We start from the raw sequence: 20,603 nt of genomic DNA, 5'->3' as shown, positions 1-20,603 counted from the left end.
GGACCTTGCATGAGCTTCATTCAAAGCAATCTGATCCACCTGCTGGCCGCCTGCTGGTTTGTCGTCTGCTGGGGCGGATACACCCGCTACGCCACCTGGAAGGGCCGCGATACCGCGTGCCTGGCCAGCGTGCTGCACCTGTACCGCGAAGACTGGATGCGCCGCATGCTGCTGCGCGACAACCGCATCGCCGATGCCAGCGTGATCGGCAACCTGGAGCGTAACGCCTCGTTCTTTGCCTCCAGCACCCTGATCATCCTTGCTGGCATTCTCACTGTGCTCGGTGCATCGGACCGCGCAGTGTCGTTGCTGGCGGACCTGCCGTTGGTGCAGCAGGCGTCCCAGGGCATGTCGGAAATCAAGTTGCTGTGCCTGGCGATGGTGTTTGTGTATGCCTTCTTCACCTTCAGTTGGTGCATGCGTCAATACAACTTTGCCGCGGTACTGGTGGGTTCGGCACCGATGGTCGGCGAGCGCCATGTCAGCGAACTTGAGCGTAAAGCCTTTGCCCTTAGAGCCGCCAAGGTTATTTCCCTGGCCGCCAACCAGTTTAACTTTGGCCTGCGTTCCTATTACTTTGGCATGGCCATGCTCTGCTGGTTTATCAGCCCTTGGTTGTTCATGTTGATGAGTACCGGGGTAGTGCTGGTGCTTTATCGCCGTGAATTCCACTCCGATGTGCTCGATGTGATGGTCTATACCCCGACCGAAGCGCCGGTGTTGGAGCCCGGCAAAGAAACCCCCGTCTGAAGGTGATTGACTGAATCGTTTAACCTGGTTGCAGCAGGCATAAAAAAACCCGACAGCGTCGGGTTTTTTTATTCCAGGGAGCTTGCTTACTTGGCAGGCTCGGCAGGAGTAGCTGGAGCAGCAGGTGCAGCTTCTTTTGCAGCTTCTTCAGCGGCTTTCTGTTGCGCTTCGGCCTGATCTTTGGCGGCTTCGGCGTTTTCTTTCGCTGCCTCGTTCACTTTATCCTGAGCTTCACCCATCTTCTCTTGGGCTTGCTCGGCGTGTTGTTGAGCATCTTGGGCTTTGTTCTCGCTGGCTTTATCGCAAGCGGCCAGGCCCAGAGCAGCGGCGAGCATAACGGCAAAAGCAAAAGGTTTACGCATGGGGTGTTTCTCCTTGTGGAATAAGTTACTTGTTCCTTCGAGCTCAAGTAACCGGTAGAAGTTCCGCGCACAATACAGATATATAACAAATGGTTCTATATGGACATTTGCCAGACTGTGTGCATGTTCTCAATGGCCCGGGAGTTTTTCAAATGACCGACACTTCTTTGCTGGCAATGGCCGAGCGTTTTCTCTCGGCATTGCGACATTGCCAGGTGCTGCAGATGCGCGTGCATCATGCTGATGCCCAGGGCATGACCCTGGTGTTGCCGTATTCGGCGAAGATCGTCGGCAACCCACAGACCGGCGCCGTGCACGGCGGGGCGGTCACTACGCTGATGGACACCACCTGCGGCATGGCTACCCTTTGTGCGCTGCCTGAGTTCGAGGTATGCCCGACGCTAGACCTGCGCATCGACTATATGCAGCCGGCCGAGGCCGGCAAGGACATCTTCGGCCATGCCTACTGTTACCGCGTCTCCCGCGATGTGATATTCACCCGCGGGGTGGCCTACCAGGACGACCCGCAGCAGCCGATCGCCCAGGTAGTCGGCACCTTCATGCGCCTGGGCAAGGGCATCAAGGGCGGTCTCAATTTCGCCAACAAGCTCAAGGGGAGTGGCCAATGATCCCGCCAGAAGTGCACCGGCAACTGCGCCAGGCCCATGCCGAAGGCAATTATGAGCCGCTGCTGCAGTTGATCCCTTATTCCGGATTGATTGGTATCCAGTGCAGCCGCCAGGGCGATGACCTGCTGTTTTGCCTGCCGGCCAGCCAGGACAATATCGGCAACCCGTTGCTGCCGGCCATCCACGGCGGGGTGATTGCAGGTTTCATGGAGCTGTCGGCGGCGCTGTACCTGCTGATTTTCAGCGAAAGCGCGGCGATCCCGAAGATCATCGACTTTTCCATCGACTACCTGCGCGCTGGCTACTATCGCGATACTTACGCCCGCTGCCAGCTGTGGCGCCAGGGCCGGCGAGTGACCAACGTGGCGATCACCGCCTGGCAGGGCGACCCGGACGAGCCGATTGCCACGGCGCGCGCACATTTCAAGATTGAAGAAATGACCTCGCCCTTGAAATAGCCCCAGCCACCCCCATCTGTTGTGCATCCCGCCGTGAAAGCAGGCCGCCGGCCTGCCCAACGACAACTGCCATCAGATCGGAGTGTTGAAGACCATGAGTGTGGAAACTCAAAAAGAAACCCTGGGCTTCCAGACCGAGGTGAAGCAACTGCTGCACCTCATGATCCATTCCCTGTATTCGAACAAGGAAATCTTCCTTCGCGAACTGATTTCCAACGCCTCCGACGCCGTCGACAAACTGCGCTTCGAAGCCCTGGCCAAGCCAGAGCTGCTCGAAGGCGGCGCCGAGCTTAAAATCCGCCTGAGCTTCGACAAGGACGCCAACACCGTCACCCTCGAAGACAACGGCATCGGCATGAGCCGCGAAGAGGTCATCGCGCACCTGGGCACCATCGCCAAGTCCGGCACCGCCGACTTCATGAAAAACCTCACCGGCGACCAGAAAAAGGACTCGCACCTGATCGGTCAGTTCGGCGTGGGCTTCTACTCGGCCTTCATCGTCGCCGACAAGGTCGACGTGTTCAGCCGCCGCGCCGGCCTGCCAGCCGCCGAGGGCGTGCACTGGTCGTCCAAGGGCGAGGGCGACTTCGAAGTTGCCACCGTCGACAAGGCCGAACGCGGTACCCGCATCGTCCTGCACCTGAAAAAGGGTGAAGAAGAGTTCGCCGACGGCTGGCGCCTGCGCAACATCGTCAAGAAGTACTCCGATCACATCGCCTTGCCGATCGAGCTGCCAAAACAGGTCGAAGCCGGCGAAGGTGAAGAAAAGCCGGCCGAAGAATGGGAAACCGTCAACCGCGCCAGCGCCCTGTGGACCCGTCCGCGTACCGAGATCAAGGACGAGGAATACCAGGAGTTCTACAAGCACATCGGTCACGATTTCGAGAACCCGCTGGCCTGGAGCCACAACAAGGTTGAAGGCAAGCTTGAGTACAACTCGCTGCTCTACGTACCGGCCCGCGCCCCGTTCGACCTGTACCAGCGTGAAGCGCCACGCGGCCTGAAGCTGTACGTGCAGCGCGTGTTCATCATGGACCAGGCAGAATCCTTCCTGCCGCTGTACCTGCGCTTCATCAAGGGCGTGGTCGACTCCAACGACCTGTCGCTGAACGTTTCGCGCGAGATCCTGCAGAAAGACCCGATCATCGACTCGATGAAGTCGGCACTGACCAAGCGCGTATTGGACATGCTCGAGAAGCTGGCCAAGAACGAGCCTGAGCAGTACAAGGGCTTCTGGAAGAACTTCGGCCAGGTAATGAAAGAAGGCCCGGCTGAAGACTTCGCCAACAAGGAAAAAATCGCCGGCCTGCTGCGTTTCGCCTCCACCCATGACGAAAGCGGCGAGCAGAGCGTTGCCTTGGCCGACTACCTGGCCCGCGCCAAGGAAGGTCAGGACAAGATCTACTTCCTTACCGGCGAATCCTACGCACAGGTCAAGAACAGCCCGCACCTGGAAGTCTTCCGCAAGAAAGGCATCGAAGTGCTGCTGCTGACCGACCGTATCGATGAGTGGCTGATGAGCTACCTGAGCGAATTCGACGGCAAGAGCTTCGTCGACGTCGCCCGCGGTGACCTGGACCTGGGCAAGCTGGACTCCGAAGAGGACAAGAAAGCCCAGGAAGAAGTCGCCAAGGAGAAAGAAGGCCTGGTCGAGCGCCTCAAGGCGGCGCTGGGCGAAAGCGTCAGCGAAGTGCGCGTGTCGCACCGCCTGACCGATTCGCCGGCGATCCTGGCCATCGGTGAACAGGACCTGGGCCTGCAGATGCGCCAGATCCTCGAAGCCAGCGGTCAGAAAGTACCGGACTCCAAGCCGATCTTCGAATTCAACCCGGGCCACCCGCTGATCGAGAAACTGGACAACGAGCAGAGCGAAGACCGTTTCGCCGACTTCTCGCACATCCTCTTCGACCAGGCCGCGCTGGCGGCGGGCGATAGCCTCAAGGACCCGGCGGCGTACGTTCGTCGCCTGAACAAGCTGCTGGTCGAATTGTCGGCTTAAGTAGTTGCAGGAAAGCCCGCTTCGGCGGGCTTTTTTCATTGTGCAAGGAGGAGTGCATGAGCAAGGTTACCGTCGAATCGCTGGTCTATCATGTTGCCGGCAAAGCCTATGAGAGCCGCTTGTTCTTTACCCAGGGCGCCCGTGAGCAGCCTGGGCTGGTGATGGCACCAAACTGGATGGGGGTGGGCGAGGGCGCCGAACGCATCGCCCGCGAGGTTGCCGCCCAGGGCTATGTGGTGTTGCTGGCCGACATCTACGGCCAGACCCTGCGACCGTCAAACATGGACGAAGCAGGGGCGGCGATGACGCCGCTGAAGAACGACCGCGTCGAGCTGCGCAAACGCCTGAAGGCGGCGCTGGACCAGTTGCTGGGGCAATCGAAGGCGGTGCTCGAGCCTGGCAAGCTGGCCACCTTCGGCTTCTGCTTCGGCGGTTGCTGCGCCCTGGAGCTGGCCCGCGAAGACGCCCGCCTGCTGGCTGCGGTGTCGTTCCACGGCACCCTGGATACGCCGCTGCCGGCGGTAGAAGGCAAGGTCAAGGCTTCGATGCTGGTGTTGCATGGCGCCGCCGACCCGTTCGTGCCCAAAGAGCAGTTGCCAGCCTTCGAAGCCGAAATGGATGCCGCCAAGGTTGATTGGCAATTGATCAGCTATGGCGGCGCGGTGCATTCCTTTACTGATACCGCGGCGAACACTCCCGGCAAGATGAAGTACGACGCGCGCACATCCAAGCGCGCGTTCCGGGCGATGTTCAATCTGCTCGATGAAGTGTTTCAGCGCTGAGTGAGGGGGCAAGGCTGGCTCTCACAATGGACCTGTATGTCTCCACCCTGTGGGAGCCGGCGTTGCCGGCGATCGACCGCGTAGCGGTCGCAATAACCTCAAGGCAACTCGATCCGTTCACTTTCCCCCGGCACCGTCGGCCAGTCTCCAGCCGCCCAGCGTGCCCGCGCCTGCTCGATCAAGGCCGGATCGCTGGCAACGAAATTCCAGTTCATCCGCCGCGGCCCGTCCAGCGGCGCCCCGCCAAACAGCACCAGCTGGCTCTCGCTATCGGCATACAGGCTCATGGCTTCGCCGGGCGGCAAGATCACCAGGCTGCACGGCTCGACCGCCTCATCGTTGAGGCTGACTTCGCCATCCAGTACATACAGCGCACGCTCGGCATGCTCAGTGGGCACCGTCAGGGTAGTGGCCGCCTGCATCTGCACCAGCGCATACAGGGTCGGTGACAGCACCGGTACCGGAGACTGCAGGCAAAAACCGCTGCCGGCAATCATGCGGATGCGCACCCCCAGGCTATCACTGACCGGCAAGCTCGCTGCCGGGTGATGGCTGTAGTGCCCCGGGCCTTGCTCGTGCTCCCTGGGGGACGCCAGCCACACCTGCAGACCGTGCAATCGCGAGCTGCCAGGCAACAGTTCGGCCGGCGTGCGCTCGACATGGGCGATAGCGCTGCCGGCGGTCATCCAGCTGACTTCGCCGGCCTTGATCCGTTGATCCGAGCCCAGGCTGTCCTTGTGCTGGATTTCGCCCTCGAACAGGTAGGTGAGGGTCGACAGGCCGATATGCGGGTGCTGGCGGATGTTCATGCCGCGCCCGGCCGGATAGTCGGTTTCGAGCATGTGGTCGAAGAACACGAATGGCCCGACGCTGCGGCACTGGGCCGAGGGCAGGGGGCGCAGGATGGGTTGGCCTTCGACCGATTCGGCGCGAGGGCGGATGACCAGGGGAAGGCTCACGGTGTGCTCCAGGCCAGCAGGGAAAGTTCTTGTAGCATAACCTGCTGAACTGGCGTGTGTTTGCTCCGGTCTACCCTGTCTGAATCGGCCAACAAGGAATGCGAAATGATTGCCAGGTGTCTGGGCTGGGTGCTGTTGCTGGGCGTGTCGCTGCAGGCGGCGCAGGCGCGCGAGTATCACTACAGTGATGCGCACCTGCATTACGTCGACTTCTTTCAGGAAACCGCCGGCATGGACGCCTTGCTCAAGGCTATGGACCAGGCGCGCATCGACCAGTCGATGATATCCGGCATCCCGGTGGCCAAGAAGTGGCACGAAGATGAACCCAAGCGCCCGCGTTACTACGCGGGCGATGATGCCGACGCCTATTGGTACAGCGCCACCGACATCTACGTTGCTGCGGCGCTGGAGAAGCTTTCGCCTGAGCAGCGCCAGCGCTTTCATCCGTTTCTCACCGGCTTCAACCCGGTAGACAAGAACGCCGTGGCTCACATCGAACGCATGCTCGCGCTGCACCCGGGCCTGTGGCAGGGGATCGGCGAGGTGTTCACCCGCCACGACGACCTGACCGCGTTGACCAGCGGCGACACGCCCAGGGCCAACAACGAGGCCATGACCCGTATCTATCACCTGGCTGCCGAGCAGGACCTACCGGTGCTGATCCATTCCAACATCACCTCCAAGCGCGAACGCAACCCGCTGTACCTGGCGGAAATCGAAGAGCCGTTGCGCAATCACCCGCACACCCGTTTCATCTGGGCCCATGCCGGCACCAGCATGGAGATTCATCGCCACCAGACGCAGCTGGATTTTCTGCTGCCGACCCTGACGCGGATGCTCGAGGATTACCCGAACCTGTACATAGACCTGTCCTGGAGCGTGCTGCAGCCTTATCTGCTGGACGAGAAGGGCAAGCCCAGGGCTGAGTGGCTGGCGCTGGTCAAACGCTTCCCTGAGCGCTTCATGCTCGGCTCCGACGTGGTTGGGCGCTTCAACAGCCTGGGTGAGCAGTTGCATGGCTTTGATCCTTTCCTGGACGCCCTGCCTGCCGAGGTGGCGCAAAAGGTCGCCCGCGACAACTTCCTCGCGGTGCTGCCCAAGGCACGCAAGTGACAGCACTGTCATCAGCCTGTCATGCCCGCGTCATAGCCTGCCGCCATCAACCTGATGGAGTGCACTATGTTTCCACGTCGTTTCAGCGCCCTGTGCGGGCTGTTGCTGGTCAGTGGCCTGGCCGCTGCCGAGGTTCGCGTTGAAGGGCCGGTCGAGTACGGCCTGTTCGAAACCCGCCACCAGAACTTCCAGCCCGGTGAGCGGGTGCTGAGCCAGAGCAACCAGACCATCCAGCAAACCGATGAAATTCCGGCGCGCCTGGGCAGCAAGTTCGGTATGCGCTACCGGCTGGAAGGCAAGGTCGCCGAAGACACGCCGCTGACCCTGCTGTACCTCACCCCTGGCGTGCGCACGCCGGACGGCAAGCGCCACGACAAGTTCGAGGTGGTGCAGAAGCTGGTGCCGGGTGCGGTCCAGGATGTCATGGCCTACGAATTCACCGAGAACCATGAAGTGGTGCCGGGACAGTGGCATTTCATGGTCTTTCAGGGCGATCGCCTGCTGGCCGAGCAGCGCTTTACCGTGCGCTGAGGCAGGGCGACCCTGGCGTCGCGATCATAAGGCCTTTTGATATCACGTTTTCGTCTTACGCAAATTTTCCACAGGCCGATACCGTCTAGAAGCAAGGACTGCTGCCCTGTTGAGCAGCGCTTTTGGAGGGAGCCAGAAGATGAGCTTGAGAAGCATGAATATCGCGCCCAGGGCCGGCCTGGGTTTTGGCCTGGTGGCGGCGCTGGTGTTTGCCTTGGGCGCGTTTGCCCTGATGCAGATGACCAGCATGCGCCAGCAGTCCGAGCAGGTCGACAGCAACTGGTTGCCCAGCGTGATTTCGGTCGGGCAGATGACCCAGGACATGCTGCGGATCCGCGCCTTGACCCTGCGCCTATTGGTCAATCGCGATGCTGCGGCGCTGGAGCAGAACAAGTCGCGCATCGACGAGATCAAGTCCGGCCTGGACAAGGCCCAGCAGAAATACCAGGCGCTGATCGTGCTGCCCGAAGAGCAGACCCTGTTTGACCGCTACCTGGACCTGGAGCAGCGCTACCTCAAGCTGCAGGCCCAGGTGGTGCAGCTGTCCACCGAGCACCGGGTGGAAGAGGCAGTGGCCATGGTCAACGGCGAGATGAACCAGCTCGCCGACCAGATGACTGCCAGCCTCAATGAGCTTATCGCGCTCAATAACCATCATGCCAACACTGCTACCGACCTGGCCGAGGTCGTCTACAAGGAGGCGCGGATCTGGGTGATCGGCTTGCTGATCGCCGCCGTGGTGCTCACCGTGGTGCTGGCCCTGACCCTGACCCGCAGCATCGTCCGGCCATTGGCGCAGTCGCTGCAGGTCGCCGAAGTGGTCGCTACCGGTGACCTGACCCCGCAGATTTCGGTGCAGGGCAAGGATGAGCCGGCGCGCTTGCTCGCTGCCTTGAAGCAGATGCAGCAGAGCCTGCGCGATACCATCGGGCGCATTTCCGATTCTTCCAGCCAGTTAGCCTCAGCCTCCGAAGAGCTCAGCGCAGTCACCGAAGACGCCACTCGCGGGCTGATGCAGCAAAGCCAGGAAATCGAACAGGCGGCCACCGCCGTCAACCAGATGACCACGGCTGTAGAGGAAGTGGCGAGCAATGCCGTGGCCACCTCCGAAGCCTCGCGCGAGTCCGACCGCATCGCCCGGCAAGGGCGCGAGCAGGTGCGCCTGACCGTGACTTCGATCGAAGACCTGGCGGCCGGCGTCACCGCCAACGCCGAAGAGGTCGGGCAACTGGCGCAGCAGGTGCATGGCATTACCAAAGTGCTGGATGTGATCGGTGCGATTGCCGAGCAGACCAACCTGCTGGCCCTGAATGCGGCGATCGAAGCGGCGCGCGCCGGTGATGCCGGGCGCGGGTTTGCCGTAGTGGCGGACGAGGTGCGGGCACTGGCCCATCGCACCCAGCAATCGACCCGTGAAATCGAGCAGATGATCGATGGTATTCAGCAAGGCACCAATCGCGCGGTCGAGGGCATGCAGCAGACCAACGAGCGGGCACGCGGCACCCTGGAGGGCGCGCATGCCGCCGGCGCCGCGCTGGAAGAGATTGCCGCGGCCATCAGCCTGATCAACGAGCGCAACCTGGTGATCGCCAGTGCCTCGGAGCAGCAGGCGCAGGTAGCGCGGGAGGTTGACCGCAACCTGACCAATATCCGCGACCTGGCCATGCAGACTTCAGCCGGGGCGAATCAGACCAACGCGGCGAGCCAGGCGCTGTCGCAGCTGGCGATTGAGCTCAATGGGCTGGTGGGGCGCTTTTCGGTGTAAGGCACAAACAAAAACGCCCCGACGAGTCGGGGCGTTTTGCGTGCAAGGGGCTAGCCCTTACTTGCCAGCCCAGCGCTTGAGTACCAGGGTGGCGTTGGTGCCGCCGAAACCGAAGCTGTTGCTCATCACGGTATCGATCTTGGCGTTTTCCTGGGTCTTGGTCAGCACCGGCAGGTCGGCGACTTCCGGATCCAGCTCGTCGATGTTGGCGGAGCCGGCAATGAAGTTGCCTTCCATCATCAGCATGCAGTAGATCGCTTCGTGAACGCCGGCGGCGCCCAGGGAGTGACCGGACAGGCTCTTGGTCGAGCTGATGGCCGGAGCCTTGTCGCCGAACACTTCGCGAACGCCCTTCATCTCGGCAACGTCGCCAACCGGGGTCGAGGTGCCGTGGGTGTTCAGGTAGTCGATCGGGGTGTCGACGGTGGACATGGCCATCTGCATGCAGCGGATGGCGCCTTCGCCGCTTGGCGCGACCATGTCGTAGCCATCGGACGTCGCGCCGTAGCCGACGATTTCGGCGTAGATCTTGGCGCCACGGGCCAGGGCGTGTTCCAGCTCTTCAACCACGACCATGCCGCCACCGCCGGCGATGACGAAACCGTCACGGTCAGCGTCGTAGGCGCGGGAGGCTTTTTCCGGGGTATCGTTGCGCTTGCTGGACAGGGCGCCCATGGCGTCGAACAGGAACGATTGGCTCCAGTGCTCTTCTTCACCGCCACCGGCGAAGACGATGTCCTGCTTGCCCATCTGGATCTGTTCCATCGCGGTACCGATGCAGTGAGCACTGGTGGCGCAGGCCGAGGCGATGGAGTAGTTCAGGCCCTTGATCTTGAACGGGGTGGCCAGGCACGCCGAGACGGTGCTGCTCATGGTCCGGGTGACGCGGTACGGGCCAACGCGCTTGACGCCTTTCTCGCGCAGGATGTCCAGCGCTTCCATCTGGTTCAGGGTCGAGGCGCCGCCGGAGCCTGCGATCAGGCCGGTACGCGGGTTGGAAACCTGCTCTTCGGTCAGGCCCGAGTCCTTGATTGCGTCAGCCATTGCCAGGTAGGCATAGGCAGCGGCCTGACCAACGAAGCGGTAGATTTTACGGTCGATCAGTTCTTCGAGGTTGAGGTCGATGGAGCCGGAAACCTGGCTACGCAGACCCATTTCGGCATATTCCGGGTTGAATCGGATGCCAGGGCGGCTTGCACGCAGGTTGGCGGAGACGGTCTCTTTGTCATTGCCCAGGCACGAAACGATGCCCAGACCAGTGATAACGACGCGGCGCATGCGGATAACCCTTAGAAGTTGTCAGTGGAGGTGAAGACGCCGACCCGGAGGCCTTCGGCGGTGTAGATCTCGCGACCGTCGACGCTGACCGAACCATCGGCGATGGCCATGTTCAGCTTGCCTTTGAGGACGCGCTTGATATGAATGTTGTAGGTGACTTTCTTGGCGGTCGGCAAGACCTGGCCGAAGAATTTCACTTCGCCCGAACCCAGGGCGCGGCCGCGGCCCGGCAGGCCTTGCCAGCCGAGGTAGAAACCAACCAGCTGCCACATGGCATCAAGGCCCAGGCAGCCCGGCATTACCGGATCACCTTCGAAGTGACAGGCGAAGAACCACAGGTCCGGGGTGATATCCAGCTCGGCGACCAATTCACCTTTGCCGTACTTGCCACCCTCGGCGCTGATATGGGTGATGCGATCAACCATCAGCATGTTCGGGGCGGGCAGTTGCGCGTTACCTGGGCCGAACAGCTCACCGCGACTGCAGCGCAGCAGGTCTTCCCGAGTAAAGGCGTTTTGTTTGGTCATGCGAGCTCCTCAATAGTCCCCGTGCGGCAGGGGGCAAATCTTCCCGGCCGTCCCAAAACGCTAGCGTTTGAGCCGGCAGCCTACACATAGACTATTGCGTTGTAGTGAAAGTCACAGCGCACGGGGCAAAGAAGTACACTTGTGCACTGAAATTTTATTTTCAAGCCCTTCGCGGCGCTTGTCCAGTCTCTTAGACTGCCGCAATTTAGCATTTATCGCCAGTCGCAGCTGTCTGACCGGGCAGCCAGCGTTGCAGAATTTGCTGCAGGTCAGTGCGTTTGAACGGCTTGGCCAGGTAGTCGTTCATGCCGGCGTTCAGGCAGCGCTCGCGATCGCCCTGCAAGGCATTGGCGGTCAGGGCGATGATCGGCATGGCCGCCGCCTGGGGCAGCAGGCGGATGCGCCGGGTGGCCTCGTAGCCATCGATGATCGGCAGGCGGCAATCCATCAACGCGGCGGCAAAGCGCTGGCGCCCGGCCTGGGCCACGGCCTGGGCGCCGTCAACGGCGACGCAGACTTCAAAACCCAGGCTGCGCAGCATCGCTTCGATCACCGTCTGGTTCACCGGATTGTCCTCGACCAGCAGGATCCGCCGACCCTGGCCGTCGTCTTCGGGGCGGGTCAGGCCGCTGGGCAGGCGTGGCGTTTGCGCGGTTGACAGGGCCAGGGGCATTTCCAGGGTGAAGGTCGAGCCCAGGCCTTCACGGCTTTCGCCGCGCAGGGTACCGCCCATGCGCTGGGCCAGGGTGCGCGCGATCGACAGGCCCAGGCCAGTGCCGCCGTAACGACGCGAGATCGAGCTGTCGGCCTGCTGGAAGGCAACGAACATCATCTCCAGGCGGGTGCTGTCGATGCCGATGCCGGTGTCGCGCACCGCACAGGTGAACCAGATCAGCTGGCGGTCGAGCACCTGCCAGCGCGGTTCGATGTGCACGCTGCCGCGCTCGGTGAACTTCAGGGCATTGCCGATCAGGTTGAGCAGGACCTGGCGGATGCGCGTCGGGTCGCCCACTACCTGCAGCTGTTCCATGCCCGGCGGCAGGCGCAGTTGCAGGTCCAGCTGGCGCTGCTGGGCGAGGTGCTGGAACGATTGCACGCTGCTGCCGATCAGCTCGCCAAGGTTGAAATCGATGTGCTCAAGTTCAAGGTTGGTGCGCTCGATGCGCGAGAAATCAAGAATATCGTTGATGACCTTGAGCAGGTGCCCGGTCGACTCGCTGGCGACGGCGGTGTATTCGGCCTGCTCCTCGTTGAGCGAGGTTGTTTCCAGAAGTTGCAGCATGCCCATGACACCGTTCATGGGCGTGCGCAGTTCGTGGCTCATCATCGCCAGAAAGTCGGACTTGGCCTTGTTCGCCTGTTCGGCCTCTTCGCGGGCCTGGATCAACTGCGACATGGCCTGCTGCTGTTCATGGCTGGCCTTGCCCAGGGCGCTGGCAAGGTTGTTGATGTGCCGCGCCAGGTGGCCCAGTTCGCTGTCATCGACCACCGGCAGCGGCGCGTTGAACTCACCCTGCTGGATGGCCTTGACCGCATGGCCCATGTCGCTGATCGGCTTGGCCAGGCTCAGGGCCAGGCGCCGGGCGAGGATAAAGGTGAACAGCAGGGCAAACAGCGCGAGAATCCCGGCCTTGACAACGATTTCCTGCTGGCGCTCGCTGAAGGCGTCGTCCGACATGCCGACGATCACCCGGCCCAGGTAATCGTCGCCGATGCTCCTGGCCGGTGCATTGCTGTGCAAAAAGTCGCTGTCCAGGCGGATCTGCTGCAGGCGGATCGGGGCCTGGAACACTTCGACCTGCTGCGCGCGGTTGTTGTTTTCGTCCGGCTGCTCGACATACACAAGGATATGGTTGCTGCTGTCCTGGACCTCGAGAAAGCGCACGTGGGGGATGCTCAAGGTCGCGCGCATGAGGCTTTCGAGCACTTCATTGTTACCGGCGATCACCCCGTATTCGGAGGCCGGGGCCAACTGATTGGCGATCAGCTGGCCAGTGTGGTTGAGCTCCTGGCGCAAGTCCTGGATACGCACGAAGGTAAAGAAGCTGATCAGCAGCAGGGTCAGCAACAGGGCCGGGCCGAGGCTGATGATCTGCGTGCGGGTGTGAATGTCCCAGCTCAGGCGCCGTCTCATGGTGTGCTTTCTCCTTCGGCAAGGGCCAGGGCGGCGGCGGACGGGTCAATCGCTTCGATGCCCAGGGCGCGGGCTACCTGCTGGTTGCCGAGCACGCTGAAGTGATCCGGGTAGAGCGTGCGTGGCCAGCGATAGGGCGGCTGGTTGAGCAGCCGGTCGAGTACCGCCAGCCAGTCCTCCTGGTCGCTCAAGGTGCTGGCCAGGGCGCCGGCCTTGACGAAGCCGGCATTGGGTCCGATCAGCGCCATCTGCCGGCCATAGCTGCTGAGCAGCACGTTCTTGGCCGTTTTGGAGTTGTACAACTGTGGATCGTCGATGCCCAGCAGTACATCGCTGTTTTGCAGAAGACTTTGCAGTGGACGGCTGTCGCGCAGGTCCGGCCAGGCTTCGGCGATGATTTCCAGGCCCAGCGGGCGTGCCGCCTTGCGCAGCTCGTCGAGCAGGAACTGGCTATGTTCGGCATACAGCACGCCCACCCGCTTGGCCTGCGGCAACAGGTAGCGGGTCAGGCGCAACTGGCGGGCCAGGGGCGGGTCGCTCCACAGCAGGCTCAGGTACGCCGGGCGCAGGCTGCCCAGGCGCTGCTGGGCCTGGACGCGGCTGACGCGCAAGGCCAGTGCCGGCGGCCCGGCGGTTTCGCTCAGGCGCCATTCGAGGCTGGCACCATCGAGCAGGATCAGGCGGGTGGCGGTTTTAATCTCGCTCGGTCGCGGCAATTCGGCCACCGGCACGAAGCGCACCTGATCGGTCGGGCGGCGCTCGCGCAAGGCTTCGACGAAGTTGCGCACACCGGGGTTGTCCTGGCCGGCGGTGAGCAGGATCTCACTGGCCGACAGGGCACCAAGGGGCCACAGGCAGACCAGCAGCAGCCAGTGCCGCAGGCGGCGCATCAGAACGCCAGCTCCGCACTGAAGTACAGCACGTGGCGGCTGTCATAGCGGTTGTCGTAGATGGTCGTCGGCTCGTCATCCAGGCGCTGCTGGAGCATACCGGCCAGTTCCAGGCTGGTACGGTTCCAGTGCATACGCTTGGCCACGCGCAAATCGACGCGTTCGAAGCGGTACTGGTTCAGCGCGTCGTCGCCATAGTAGAAGAGCGCGCTGGACCAACCGGCGCCCCAGTCCCGCAGCCAGCCGGCCGAGCCACTGTTGTGCGCGCTCAGGCGCCGGTCGGCCGGGTTGCTGGCCCAGGCATCGACGTAGGCGTAGGTCAGGCGCAGGCGGTCGGCCGGGTTCAGACGCCAGTCAAGCTGCGCTTCTGTGCCGCTGAAACGGGCCTTGTTGCTGTTGCTGGCAATGTACTGGTTGTTGCGCAGCGGTTCGCTGATCATGCCGGTGATTTCGTCGTAGAACAGCTTGAGGTCGACGCTCAGGTCGGCATCGGCGAAGTAACCGTTATAGCCCAGTTCCCGCGAGCGCATGCGCTCCTGTTCGAGATCGCCCGGGCCGCGGGTCTTGACGAAGTAATCGGCGTCGCGCTGGCCGAAGGCGCCAGGCTCCAGGTTGTTGACCCGGTAGCTCCAGTTGACATTGTTCTCGAACATGTCCGGCGAGCGCACCGCTTCCGAGTACACCGCGCGCAAGCCATGGCGCGGGGTGATCAGGTAGTTGACCGCGACGCGCGGGGTCAAGGAACTGCCGGACAGCCGGGCATCTTCGTACATGGCACCGCCCTGGAGAATCCAGTGCTCGTCGGCGCGCCATTCCAGGTGGCCGAACAGGCGCCAGGTGCTGTCGTCGAGGCTGCCATTGAAGTAGGTCTGCGAGTCTGCGCGGTCATAGCGGTAGTTGGCGCCGCTGACCAGGCGCAGGCTGTCGGACAGGCTCAGGGTGTCCTGCACTTCAAGGTCGTAGCGGGTTTCACGGGTGCTCTGGTCGATGTCGCCGCAGACTTGCTGCGAGCCGCCGTTGCGCCACTGCTGCTGGACCTGTTCGGCCAGTGCGTGTTCTTCGCTCTTGCCCGCAGGCAAGGGCGAGGTGATGTTGCGCGCCACCTGCTCGGCATAGTTCGGGTTCAGGCGCCAGAGCGCGGTCAGTTGCGGGCTGAACGACAGCGCTGCATCGCAGGCGCGCCACACCTGGTCTCGCTCCCAGTGCTGGGCCGAGCCCTGGATGTAAAGGCTATGGTTCGGGTTGAAATCGATGTTCCAGCGCAGCGACCCGGCGTAGTCCTTGGCGTTGAGGTCGGCGTTGTTGCCGGCGGCGGTGACGTAGGGAAACACCGGTTTATAGGTGTAGGGCCGCTGGTCACTGCCTTCCTTGGCCGCGAACTGCCACTCCAGGCTCTGGTTGCTGGCCAGGGTGTGGCTGGCGCTCAGGTTCAGGCGGTTCAGGCGGCGGCTGTCGCGGTAGTCCTGGCCCAGGTGGTTCTCGTCGAAGCCATCGTCCTGCATGCCCGACAGCGACAGGCGCAGATCGCCTCCGTCCCAGCCCAGGCCCTGGCTTGCGTACCAGTCATTGATGCCGCGCTGGCCACGGGTGACCTTCAGGCGCGTGCCGTGGCTGTCGGCCGGACTGCGGGTGAGGATGTTGACTACCGCCATCAGCGCATTGGCGCCGTAGCTGACGGTGTTGGGGCCGCGGAACACCTCGATGCGCTCGATGTCTTCCATGGCCAGCGGGATATCGCTCCAGTCCACCGTGGCCAGGCCTGCGCGGTACACCGAGCGGCCGTCGATCAGCACCTGCATGCGCCGGGCATCGTTGACGTTGCTGCCGTGGTAGTTGACCGTTGGCTGGTTGCCGGCACCGTAGCCGATCATCATCCCCGGCACCAGGCGCAACAGTTCGGGAATGTCGCGGGCACCGCTGGCGCGGATCAGGTCGCTGTCGAGCACGGTCATGCTGCCCGGCACCGCCGCTGGCGATTGCTTGAGGCGGGTGGCGGTGAGCACTTGTGGCAAAGCCTGGCTGTCGACAAACAGGTCGTCAGCCATGCCGGGGCCGCTGAGCAGGACAGTCAGCAGTAATAAAGGGCGTTTGGAAGTCGGGCCAAAAGACACAGTGCGGCCTTGGTAACAGGTTCAAGTCGGGCATGTTAACCGAGTGGTGGGCATTTTCCAGTCATGGCGCGACGGTTCCCAACGGCGATTCGGTCATCTGCCACTGGCTCTGGCACCGGCGCTCCGTATAATGCGCAGGTCGCCACTTTAATTGGTTTTAACGGATTGGATATGACTGAACAGCAGCCTGTTGCAGTTCTGGGAGGCGGGAGTTTCGGCACCGCCGTGGCGAATCTGCTGGCGGAAAACGGCGTTCGGGTGCGCCAATGGATGCGCGACCCCGAGCAGGCCGAGGCCATGCGCACCCACCGCGAGAACCCGCGCTACCTCAAAGGCATCAAGCTGCATGCCGGGGTCGAGCCGGTCAACGATCTGCTGGCGACTCTTGAGGCTTGCGAGCTGATCTTCGTCGCCTTGCCTTCCAGCGCCCTGCGCAGCGTGCTGGCGCCCCACGCCCAGCTGCTGGGCGGCAAGATGCTGGTCAGCCTGACCAAGGGCATCGAAGCGCAAAGCTTCAAGCTGATGAGCCAGATCCTCGAAGAAATCGCCCCCCAGGCGCGCATCGGCGTGCTGTCGGGGCCGAACCTGGCTCGCGAAGTGGCCGAGCACGCCCTGACCGCCACCGTGGTCGCCAGCGAAGACGAAGGCCTCTGCCAGCAGGTCCAGGCCGTGCTGCACGGGCGCACCTTTCGCGTTTACGCCAGTGGCGACCGTTTTGGTGTCGAGCTGGGCGGGGCGTTGAAGAACGTCTACGCGATCATTGCCGGCATGGCTGTGGCCTTGGGCATGGGCGAGAACACCAAGAGCATGCTGATCACCCGCGCCCTGGCCGAGATGACCCGCTTCGCCGTCAGCCAGGGCGCCAACCCGATGACCTTTCTGGGCCTGGCCGGGGTCGGCGACCTGATCGTCACCTGCTCCTCGCCCAAGAGCCGCAACTACCAGGTCGGTCACGCCCTGGGCCAGGGCCTGAGCCTGGAAGAGGCGGTCAGCCGCCTGGGCGAAGTGGCCGAAGGGGTGAACACCCTCAAGGTGCTCAAGGTCAAAGCCCAGGAGGTCCAGGTATACATGCCCCTGGTCGCCGGCTTGCACGCGATCCTGTTTGAAGGCCGGACCCTGACCCAGGTGATCGAGCTGCTGATGCGTGGCGAGCCGAAAACCGACGTCGATTTTATCTCCACCAGTGGTTTCAATTAAGCAGGAGCAGGACATGAACGAATCCCCGAACCAGACCCAGCGCGAATCGATCATCTTGCGCGTGTTGTGGATGCTGGTGTTCCTGGTGGTCTGGCAACTGGCCGAACTGCTGCTTGGCGGCCTGGTGCTGGTGCAATTGATCTACCGGCTGATCTACGGCGCCCCGAGCGCCAGTTTGATGAATTTCGGCGACAGCCTCAGCCAGTTCCTGGCCCAGATCGGCCGTTTTGGCAGCTTCCACAGCGACCACAAGCCCTGGCCGTTCGCCGACTGGCCAACCCCGCGCGCGCCCGAAGGCGAAGCTGCCCACAGCGTGCCGCCGGCCGCGCACCCGGTTCGCGACGAAGAGCCGAAGCTGTGAGGCTCTGGGTGCTGCGTCACGGCGAGGCCGAGCAGCGCGCCAACACCGATGCCGAGCGCCGGCTCACCGCCCATGGCCGCGAGCAGGTACTGCGCAGCGCGGCGGTGCTGCTTGGGCAGCCGCTGCAGGTGATTGTCGCCAGCCCTTATGTGCGCGCCCAGCAGACTGCGGCGCAGGTCCACGAAGCCCTCGGCTTTGGCAAACCGGTGCAGACCGTGCCGTGGCTGACCCCGGACATTGACCCGCACGCGGTGATCGCCGAGTTGGAAGAATTGGGTCTGGAGCACGTGCTGCTGGTCAGCCATCAGCCGCTGGTGGGCAACCTGGTCAGCCTGCTGGCGCATGGCAGCCGCCAACATCCGGTGCCAATGAGCACCGCCAGCCTGGCCGAGCTTGAAGGCGACTGGCCGCTGGCTGGCTTGATGACCCTGCGTGGCCTGCATCATTCATGAGTCCGCTGATCGACCTAGCATTTTTACCAGTTGTCGTGCCCGGTACACCTTGTTAGCGTGCGTTGAAGTTGCGGGGCAGGGTGTCCCAGGGAATTCGACTATGAGCAGTAGACATCTGGATCTGGTGTACTCGGCCGACGTGCAACCGGCGCTCGACAAGGTGCAAAAGCATCAGGCGCTGGATTTTGCCGAGTACCGCATGCTGCAGGACAGCGCCGACGCCAAGCTCGACTACCTGCTGCGCAAATTCGAAGGTCAGTACGAGCTGGAGCAACTGCGCCAGGCCAGTATCCGCATGTCGCACCTGTTGCAGACCAGCTGTCTGGCCCTGCGCCGGCTCGAGCTCGATGCCGAGGACAAGCGTCGCGCCCGCGAAGCCCTGGAGCAGCAACTGGCCTACATGCAGGCCTGCCTGCGCCGCTCGATGGCCAGTTTCGGCGAGTATTGACCTGATTGCCGTCGCCGATGGCTTTTCCGGACATTGCCGCCGCGGGTGCGGTTGCCGACAATGAGCCATCACTTCCTTCTGGATTGGCGGCCATGTCGCAGCAAATCTTCTTCGCCCATGCCAATGGCTTCCCCTCGGCCACCTACGGCAAGCTCTTTGCTGCGCTGGCACCGGACTACCAGGTTACCCACCTGGCCCAGCATGCCCACGATCCGCGCTTTCCAGTCAACGACAACTGGCAGAACCTGGTCGACGAGCTGATCCATCACCTGGAGCAACAGCCAGGCCCGGTCTGGGGTGTCGGTCATTCCCTGGGCGGAGTGTTGCACCTGCACGCGGCCATGCGCTGCCCGCAGTATTACCGCGGCGTGGTGATGCTCGATTCGCCGGTATTGACCCGGTTCGACCAGTGGCTGATCCAGGCGGCCAAGCGCATGGGCTTCATCGATCGCATCACCCCGGCCGGGCGCACCCTGGGCCGCCGTGAAGCCTTTGCCGACCGTGACAGCGCGCGGGCCTATTTTGCCGGCAAGACGCTGTTCCGCCATTTCGACCCGGAATGCCTGGATGCCTATCTGGAGCATGGCCTGGAGTCCGGCGCAGACGGTTTGCGCTTGCGCTTTGACCCGGCCACCGAGATCAGCATCTACCGCAGCTTGCCGCACACCAGCCCGAGCCCGGCCAGGCAGCTGAAACTGCCCCTGGCCATGGTTCGTGGCAGCCAAAGCCGGGTGGTCAAGCGTCATCATGCCCTGGCTGTGCGTGGCATGCCCAGGGGCGAATACCACAGCCTGCCCGGCGGGCACATGTTTCCGCTGGAGCACCCGACCGATACCGCGAGCCTGATCAAGGGCCTGTTCGACCGCTGGCAGGACACCCCGACATGAGCACTGAAATGGAAGAAGTACGCCTGAACCTGGGTCATATCGAGCTGGCTGCGCACCTGTTCGGCCCGGCCGACGGCTTGCCGGTGATTGCCCTGCACGGCTGGCTGGACAACGCCAACAGCTTTGCCCGCCTGGCGCCCCGGCTCAAGGGGCTGCGCATTTTGGCCCTGGACCTGGCCGGCCATGGCCATTCCGAACATCGCCCGGCGGGTGCCGGCTACGCCCTGGCCGATTACGCCCATGATGTACTGCGGGTCGCCGAGCAGATGGGCTGGGAGCGCTTTGCCCTGCTTGGGCACTCGCTGGGGGCGATCATCTCGGTACTGCTGGCCGGTGCACTGCCCGAGCGGGTTACCCGCCTGGCCTTGATCGACGGTGTAATCCCGCCCACCAGCGGCCCGCAGGATGCCGCAGAACGCATGGGCATGGCCCTGCAGGCGCAACTGCGCCTGGACAGCAAGCGCAAGGCGGTGCACCCGACCCTCGACCAGGCAATCGAGGCGCGCATGAAGGGTCTGGTGGCGGTTAGCCGCGAAGCGGCCGAGCTGCTTGCCCAGCGTGGGCTGATGCCGGTACCCGGTGGCTACACTTGGCGCAGCGACAGCCGCCTGACCCTGCCATCGCCGACCCGCCTGAATGAAGCCCAGGCCATGAGTTTTGTGCAGCGCATCGCCTGCCCGGCGAAACTGGTGGTGGCCGCGGACGGTATGCTGGCGCGACACGGCGAACTGCTCGAGCAGCTACCCTTCGAGCGAGAACAGCTGCCGGGCGGCCATCACCTGCACCTGAATGACGAGGCCGGCGCAACCCTTGTTGCAGACTGTTTCAATCGCTTCTTTGGCATTCCTTGACTTGTGGCGGGCAACTGTCGAGGCTTGGCGGGTTGAACAGGGAGACAACCATGAACGAGCAAGACTACGCCACATCCATTGACCACCTTGACGCCCCGCGCTCGGTGGCGTGCCTATGA

At 62.9% G+C, this 20,603-nt stretch carries 21 protein-coding genes; 14 read left to right on the top strand and 7 right to left on the bottom strand.

Annotated features, from left to right (window positions below; all coding sequences use genetic code 11):
• Window positions 1–9: 9 nt before the first annotated feature.
• Window positions 10–750, top strand: coding sequence for a DUF599 domain-containing protein (locus ABIE20_RS19570; protein ID WP_429506682.1), 741 nt, complete (start codon window positions 10–12; stop codon window positions 748–750).
• A gap of 86 nt (window positions 751–836) precedes the next feature.
• On the opposite strand, the gene ABIE20_RS19565 is transcribed toward ABIE20_RS19570, so the two are convergent.
• On the bottom strand, window positions 837–1,112 hold the full coding sequence (locus ABIE20_RS19565) for a hypothetical protein (protein WP_045202206.1): 276 nt from the start codon (window positions 1,110–1,112) through the stop codon (window positions 837–839).
• A 152-nt stretch (window positions 1,113–1,264) separates the two neighbouring features.
• On the opposite strand from ABIE20_RS19565, the gene ABIE20_RS19560 reads away from it, so the two are divergent.
• The 4 genes from ABIE20_RS19560 to ABIE20_RS19545 all read left to right on the top strand — a co-directional run bounded on the left by ABIE20_RS19560 (window position 1,265) and on the right by ABIE20_RS19545 (window position 4,980).
• Window positions 1,265–1,741, top strand: a complete 477-nt coding sequence (locus ABIE20_RS19560) for a PaaI family thioesterase (protein WP_429506680.1) — start codon at window positions 1,265–1,267, stop codon at window positions 1,739–1,741.
• The gene (locus tag ABIE20_RS19555; RefSeq protein WP_429506679.1) at window positions 1,738–2,199 is read left to right on the top strand and encodes a PaaI family thioesterase; all 462 of its coding nucleotides are present in this window, start codon (window positions 1,738–1,740) and stop codon (window positions 2,197–2,199) included. Before ABIE20_RS19560 ends, ABIE20_RS19555 begins: the two co-directional genes overlap by 4 nt.
• Before the next feature lie 94 nt (window positions 2,200–2,293).
• The gene (gene htpG / locus ABIE20_RS19550) at window positions 2,294–4,198 is read left to right on the top strand and encodes a molecular chaperone HtpG (protein WP_123568226.1); all 1,905 of its coding nucleotides are present in this window, start codon (window positions 2,294–2,296) and stop codon (window positions 4,196–4,198) included.
• A 56-nt stretch (window positions 4,199–4,254) separates the two neighbouring features.
• On the top strand, window positions 4,255–4,980 hold the full coding sequence (locus ABIE20_RS19545; RefSeq protein WP_429506677.1) for a dienelactone hydrolase family protein: 726 nt from the start codon (window positions 4,255–4,257) through the stop codon (window positions 4,978–4,980).
• A 98-nt stretch (window positions 4,981–5,078) separates the two neighbouring features.
• On the opposite strand, the gene ABIE20_RS19540 is transcribed toward ABIE20_RS19545, so the two are convergent.
• Window positions 5,079–5,939 (bottom strand): pirin family protein, encoded by an 861-nt coding sequence (locus tag ABIE20_RS19540; protein ID WP_429506675.1) that lies wholly within the window; start codon window positions 5,937–5,939, stop codon window positions 5,079–5,081.
• 105 nt (window positions 5,940–6,044) lie between these two features.
• Between ABIE20_RS19540 and ABIE20_RS19535 the strand changes: the two genes are divergently transcribed.
• The 3 genes from ABIE20_RS19535 to ABIE20_RS19525 all read left to right on the top strand — a co-directional run bounded on the left by ABIE20_RS19535 (window position 6,045) and on the right by ABIE20_RS19525 (window position 9,348).
• Entirely contained in the window at window positions 6,045–7,052 is a 1,008-nt protein-coding gene (locus ABIE20_RS19535) for an amidohydrolase family protein (protein WP_429506674.1), read from the top strand.
• Between the two features lie 66 nt (window positions 7,053–7,118).
• Complete coding sequence (locus ABIE20_RS19530; RefSeq protein ID WP_123568234.1) at window positions 7,119–7,583, top strand: DUF3859 domain-containing protein; 465 nt, start codon at window positions 7,119–7,121, stop codon at window positions 7,581–7,583.
• Window positions 7,584–7,722: 139 nt separating this feature from the next.
• Entirely contained in the window at window positions 7,723–9,348 is a 1,626-nt protein-coding gene (locus ABIE20_RS19525; RefSeq protein WP_429506672.1) for a methyl-accepting chemotaxis protein, read from the top strand.
• 57 nt (window positions 9,349–9,405) lie between these two features.
• On the opposite strand, the gene fabB is transcribed toward ABIE20_RS19525, so the two are convergent.
• The 5 genes from fabB to ABIE20_RS19500 form a co-directional block, all read right to left on the bottom strand.
• Complete coding sequence (gene fabB / locus ABIE20_RS19520; protein WP_429506671.1) at window positions 9,406–10,626, bottom strand: beta-ketoacyl-ACP synthase I; 1,221 nt, start codon at window positions 10,624–10,626, stop codon at window positions 9,406–9,408.
• Between the two features lie 11 nt (window positions 10,627–10,637).
• Window positions 10,638–11,153: a 3-hydroxyacyl-[acyl-carrier-protein] dehydratase FabA gene (gene fabA / locus ABIE20_RS19515; RefSeq protein ID WP_045202185.1), complete on the bottom strand. Its 516-nt coding sequence runs from the start codon at window positions 11,151–11,153 to the stop codon at window positions 10,638–10,640.
• Window positions 11,154–11,358: 205 nt separating this feature from the next.
• The gene (locus ABIE20_RS19510; protein WP_429506669.1) at window positions 11,359–13,287 is read right to left on the bottom strand and encodes an ATP-binding protein; all 1,929 of its coding nucleotides are present in this window, start codon (window positions 13,285–13,287) and stop codon (window positions 11,359–11,361) included.
• On the bottom strand, window positions 13,284–14,177 hold the full coding sequence (locus tag ABIE20_RS19505; RefSeq protein WP_429506668.1) for an ABC transporter substrate-binding protein: 894 nt from the start codon (window positions 14,175–14,177) through the stop codon (window positions 13,284–13,286). Before ABIE20_RS19505 ends, ABIE20_RS19510 begins: the two co-directional genes overlap by 4 nt.
• Entirely contained in the window at window positions 14,177–16,222 is a 2,046-nt protein-coding gene (locus tag ABIE20_RS19500) for a TonB-dependent receptor plug domain-containing protein (RefSeq protein ID WP_429506666.1), read from the bottom strand. Before ABIE20_RS19500 ends, ABIE20_RS19505 begins: the two co-directional genes overlap by 1 nt.
• A 237-nt stretch (window positions 16,223–16,459) precedes the next feature.
• On the opposite strand from ABIE20_RS19500, the gene ABIE20_RS19495 reads away from it, so the two are divergent.
• The 6 genes from ABIE20_RS19495 (at window position 16,460) to ABIE20_RS19470 (ending at window position 20,484) form a co-directional block, all read left to right on the top strand.
• Window positions 16,460–17,485 (top strand): NAD(P)H-dependent glycerol-3-phosphate dehydrogenase, encoded by a 1,026-nt coding sequence (locus ABIE20_RS19495; RefSeq protein WP_429506664.1) that lies wholly within the window; start codon window positions 16,460–16,462, stop codon window positions 17,483–17,485.
• Window positions 17,486–17,498: 13 nt separating this feature from the next.
• The gene (locus tag ABIE20_RS19490) at window positions 17,499–17,846 is read left to right on the top strand and encodes a DUF4389 domain-containing protein (RefSeq protein WP_429506663.1); all 348 of its coding nucleotides are present in this window, start codon (window positions 17,499–17,501) and stop codon (window positions 17,844–17,846) included.
• Window positions 17,843–18,298: a phosphohistidine phosphatase SixA gene (gene sixA / locus ABIE20_RS19485; RefSeq protein WP_429506661.1), complete on the top strand. Its 456-nt coding sequence runs from the start codon at window positions 17,843–17,845 to the stop codon at window positions 18,296–18,298. The genes ABIE20_RS19490 and sixA overlap by 4 nt, the downstream gene beginning before the upstream one ends.
• A gap of 100 nt (window positions 18,299–18,398) precedes the next feature.
• Window positions 18,399–18,746 (top strand): hypothetical protein, encoded by a 348-nt coding sequence (locus tag ABIE20_RS19480; protein ID WP_429506660.1) that lies wholly within the window; start codon window positions 18,399–18,401, stop codon window positions 18,744–18,746.
• A gap of 92 nt (window positions 18,747–18,838) precedes the next feature.
• Window positions 18,839–19,633 (top strand): alpha/beta fold hydrolase, encoded by a 795-nt coding sequence (locus ABIE20_RS19475; RefSeq protein WP_429506659.1) that lies wholly within the window; start codon window positions 18,839–18,841, stop codon window positions 19,631–19,633.
• Window positions 19,630–20,484, top strand: a complete 855-nt coding sequence (locus tag ABIE20_RS19470) for an alpha/beta hydrolase (RefSeq protein WP_429506657.1) — start codon at window positions 19,630–19,632, stop codon at window positions 20,482–20,484. Before ABIE20_RS19475 ends, ABIE20_RS19470 begins: the two co-directional genes overlap by 4 nt.
• Window positions 20,485–20,603 lie beyond the last annotated feature (119 nt).

Source organism: Pseudomonas sp. 2835 (genome assembly GCF_050435905.1).
Lineage (GTDB): Bacteria > Pseudomonadota > Gammaproteobacteria > Pseudomonadales > Pseudomonadaceae > Aquipseudomonas.
Note: the sequence above shows the minus strand (reverse complement) of the source record. Positions and strands in the feature narration are given on the sequence as shown.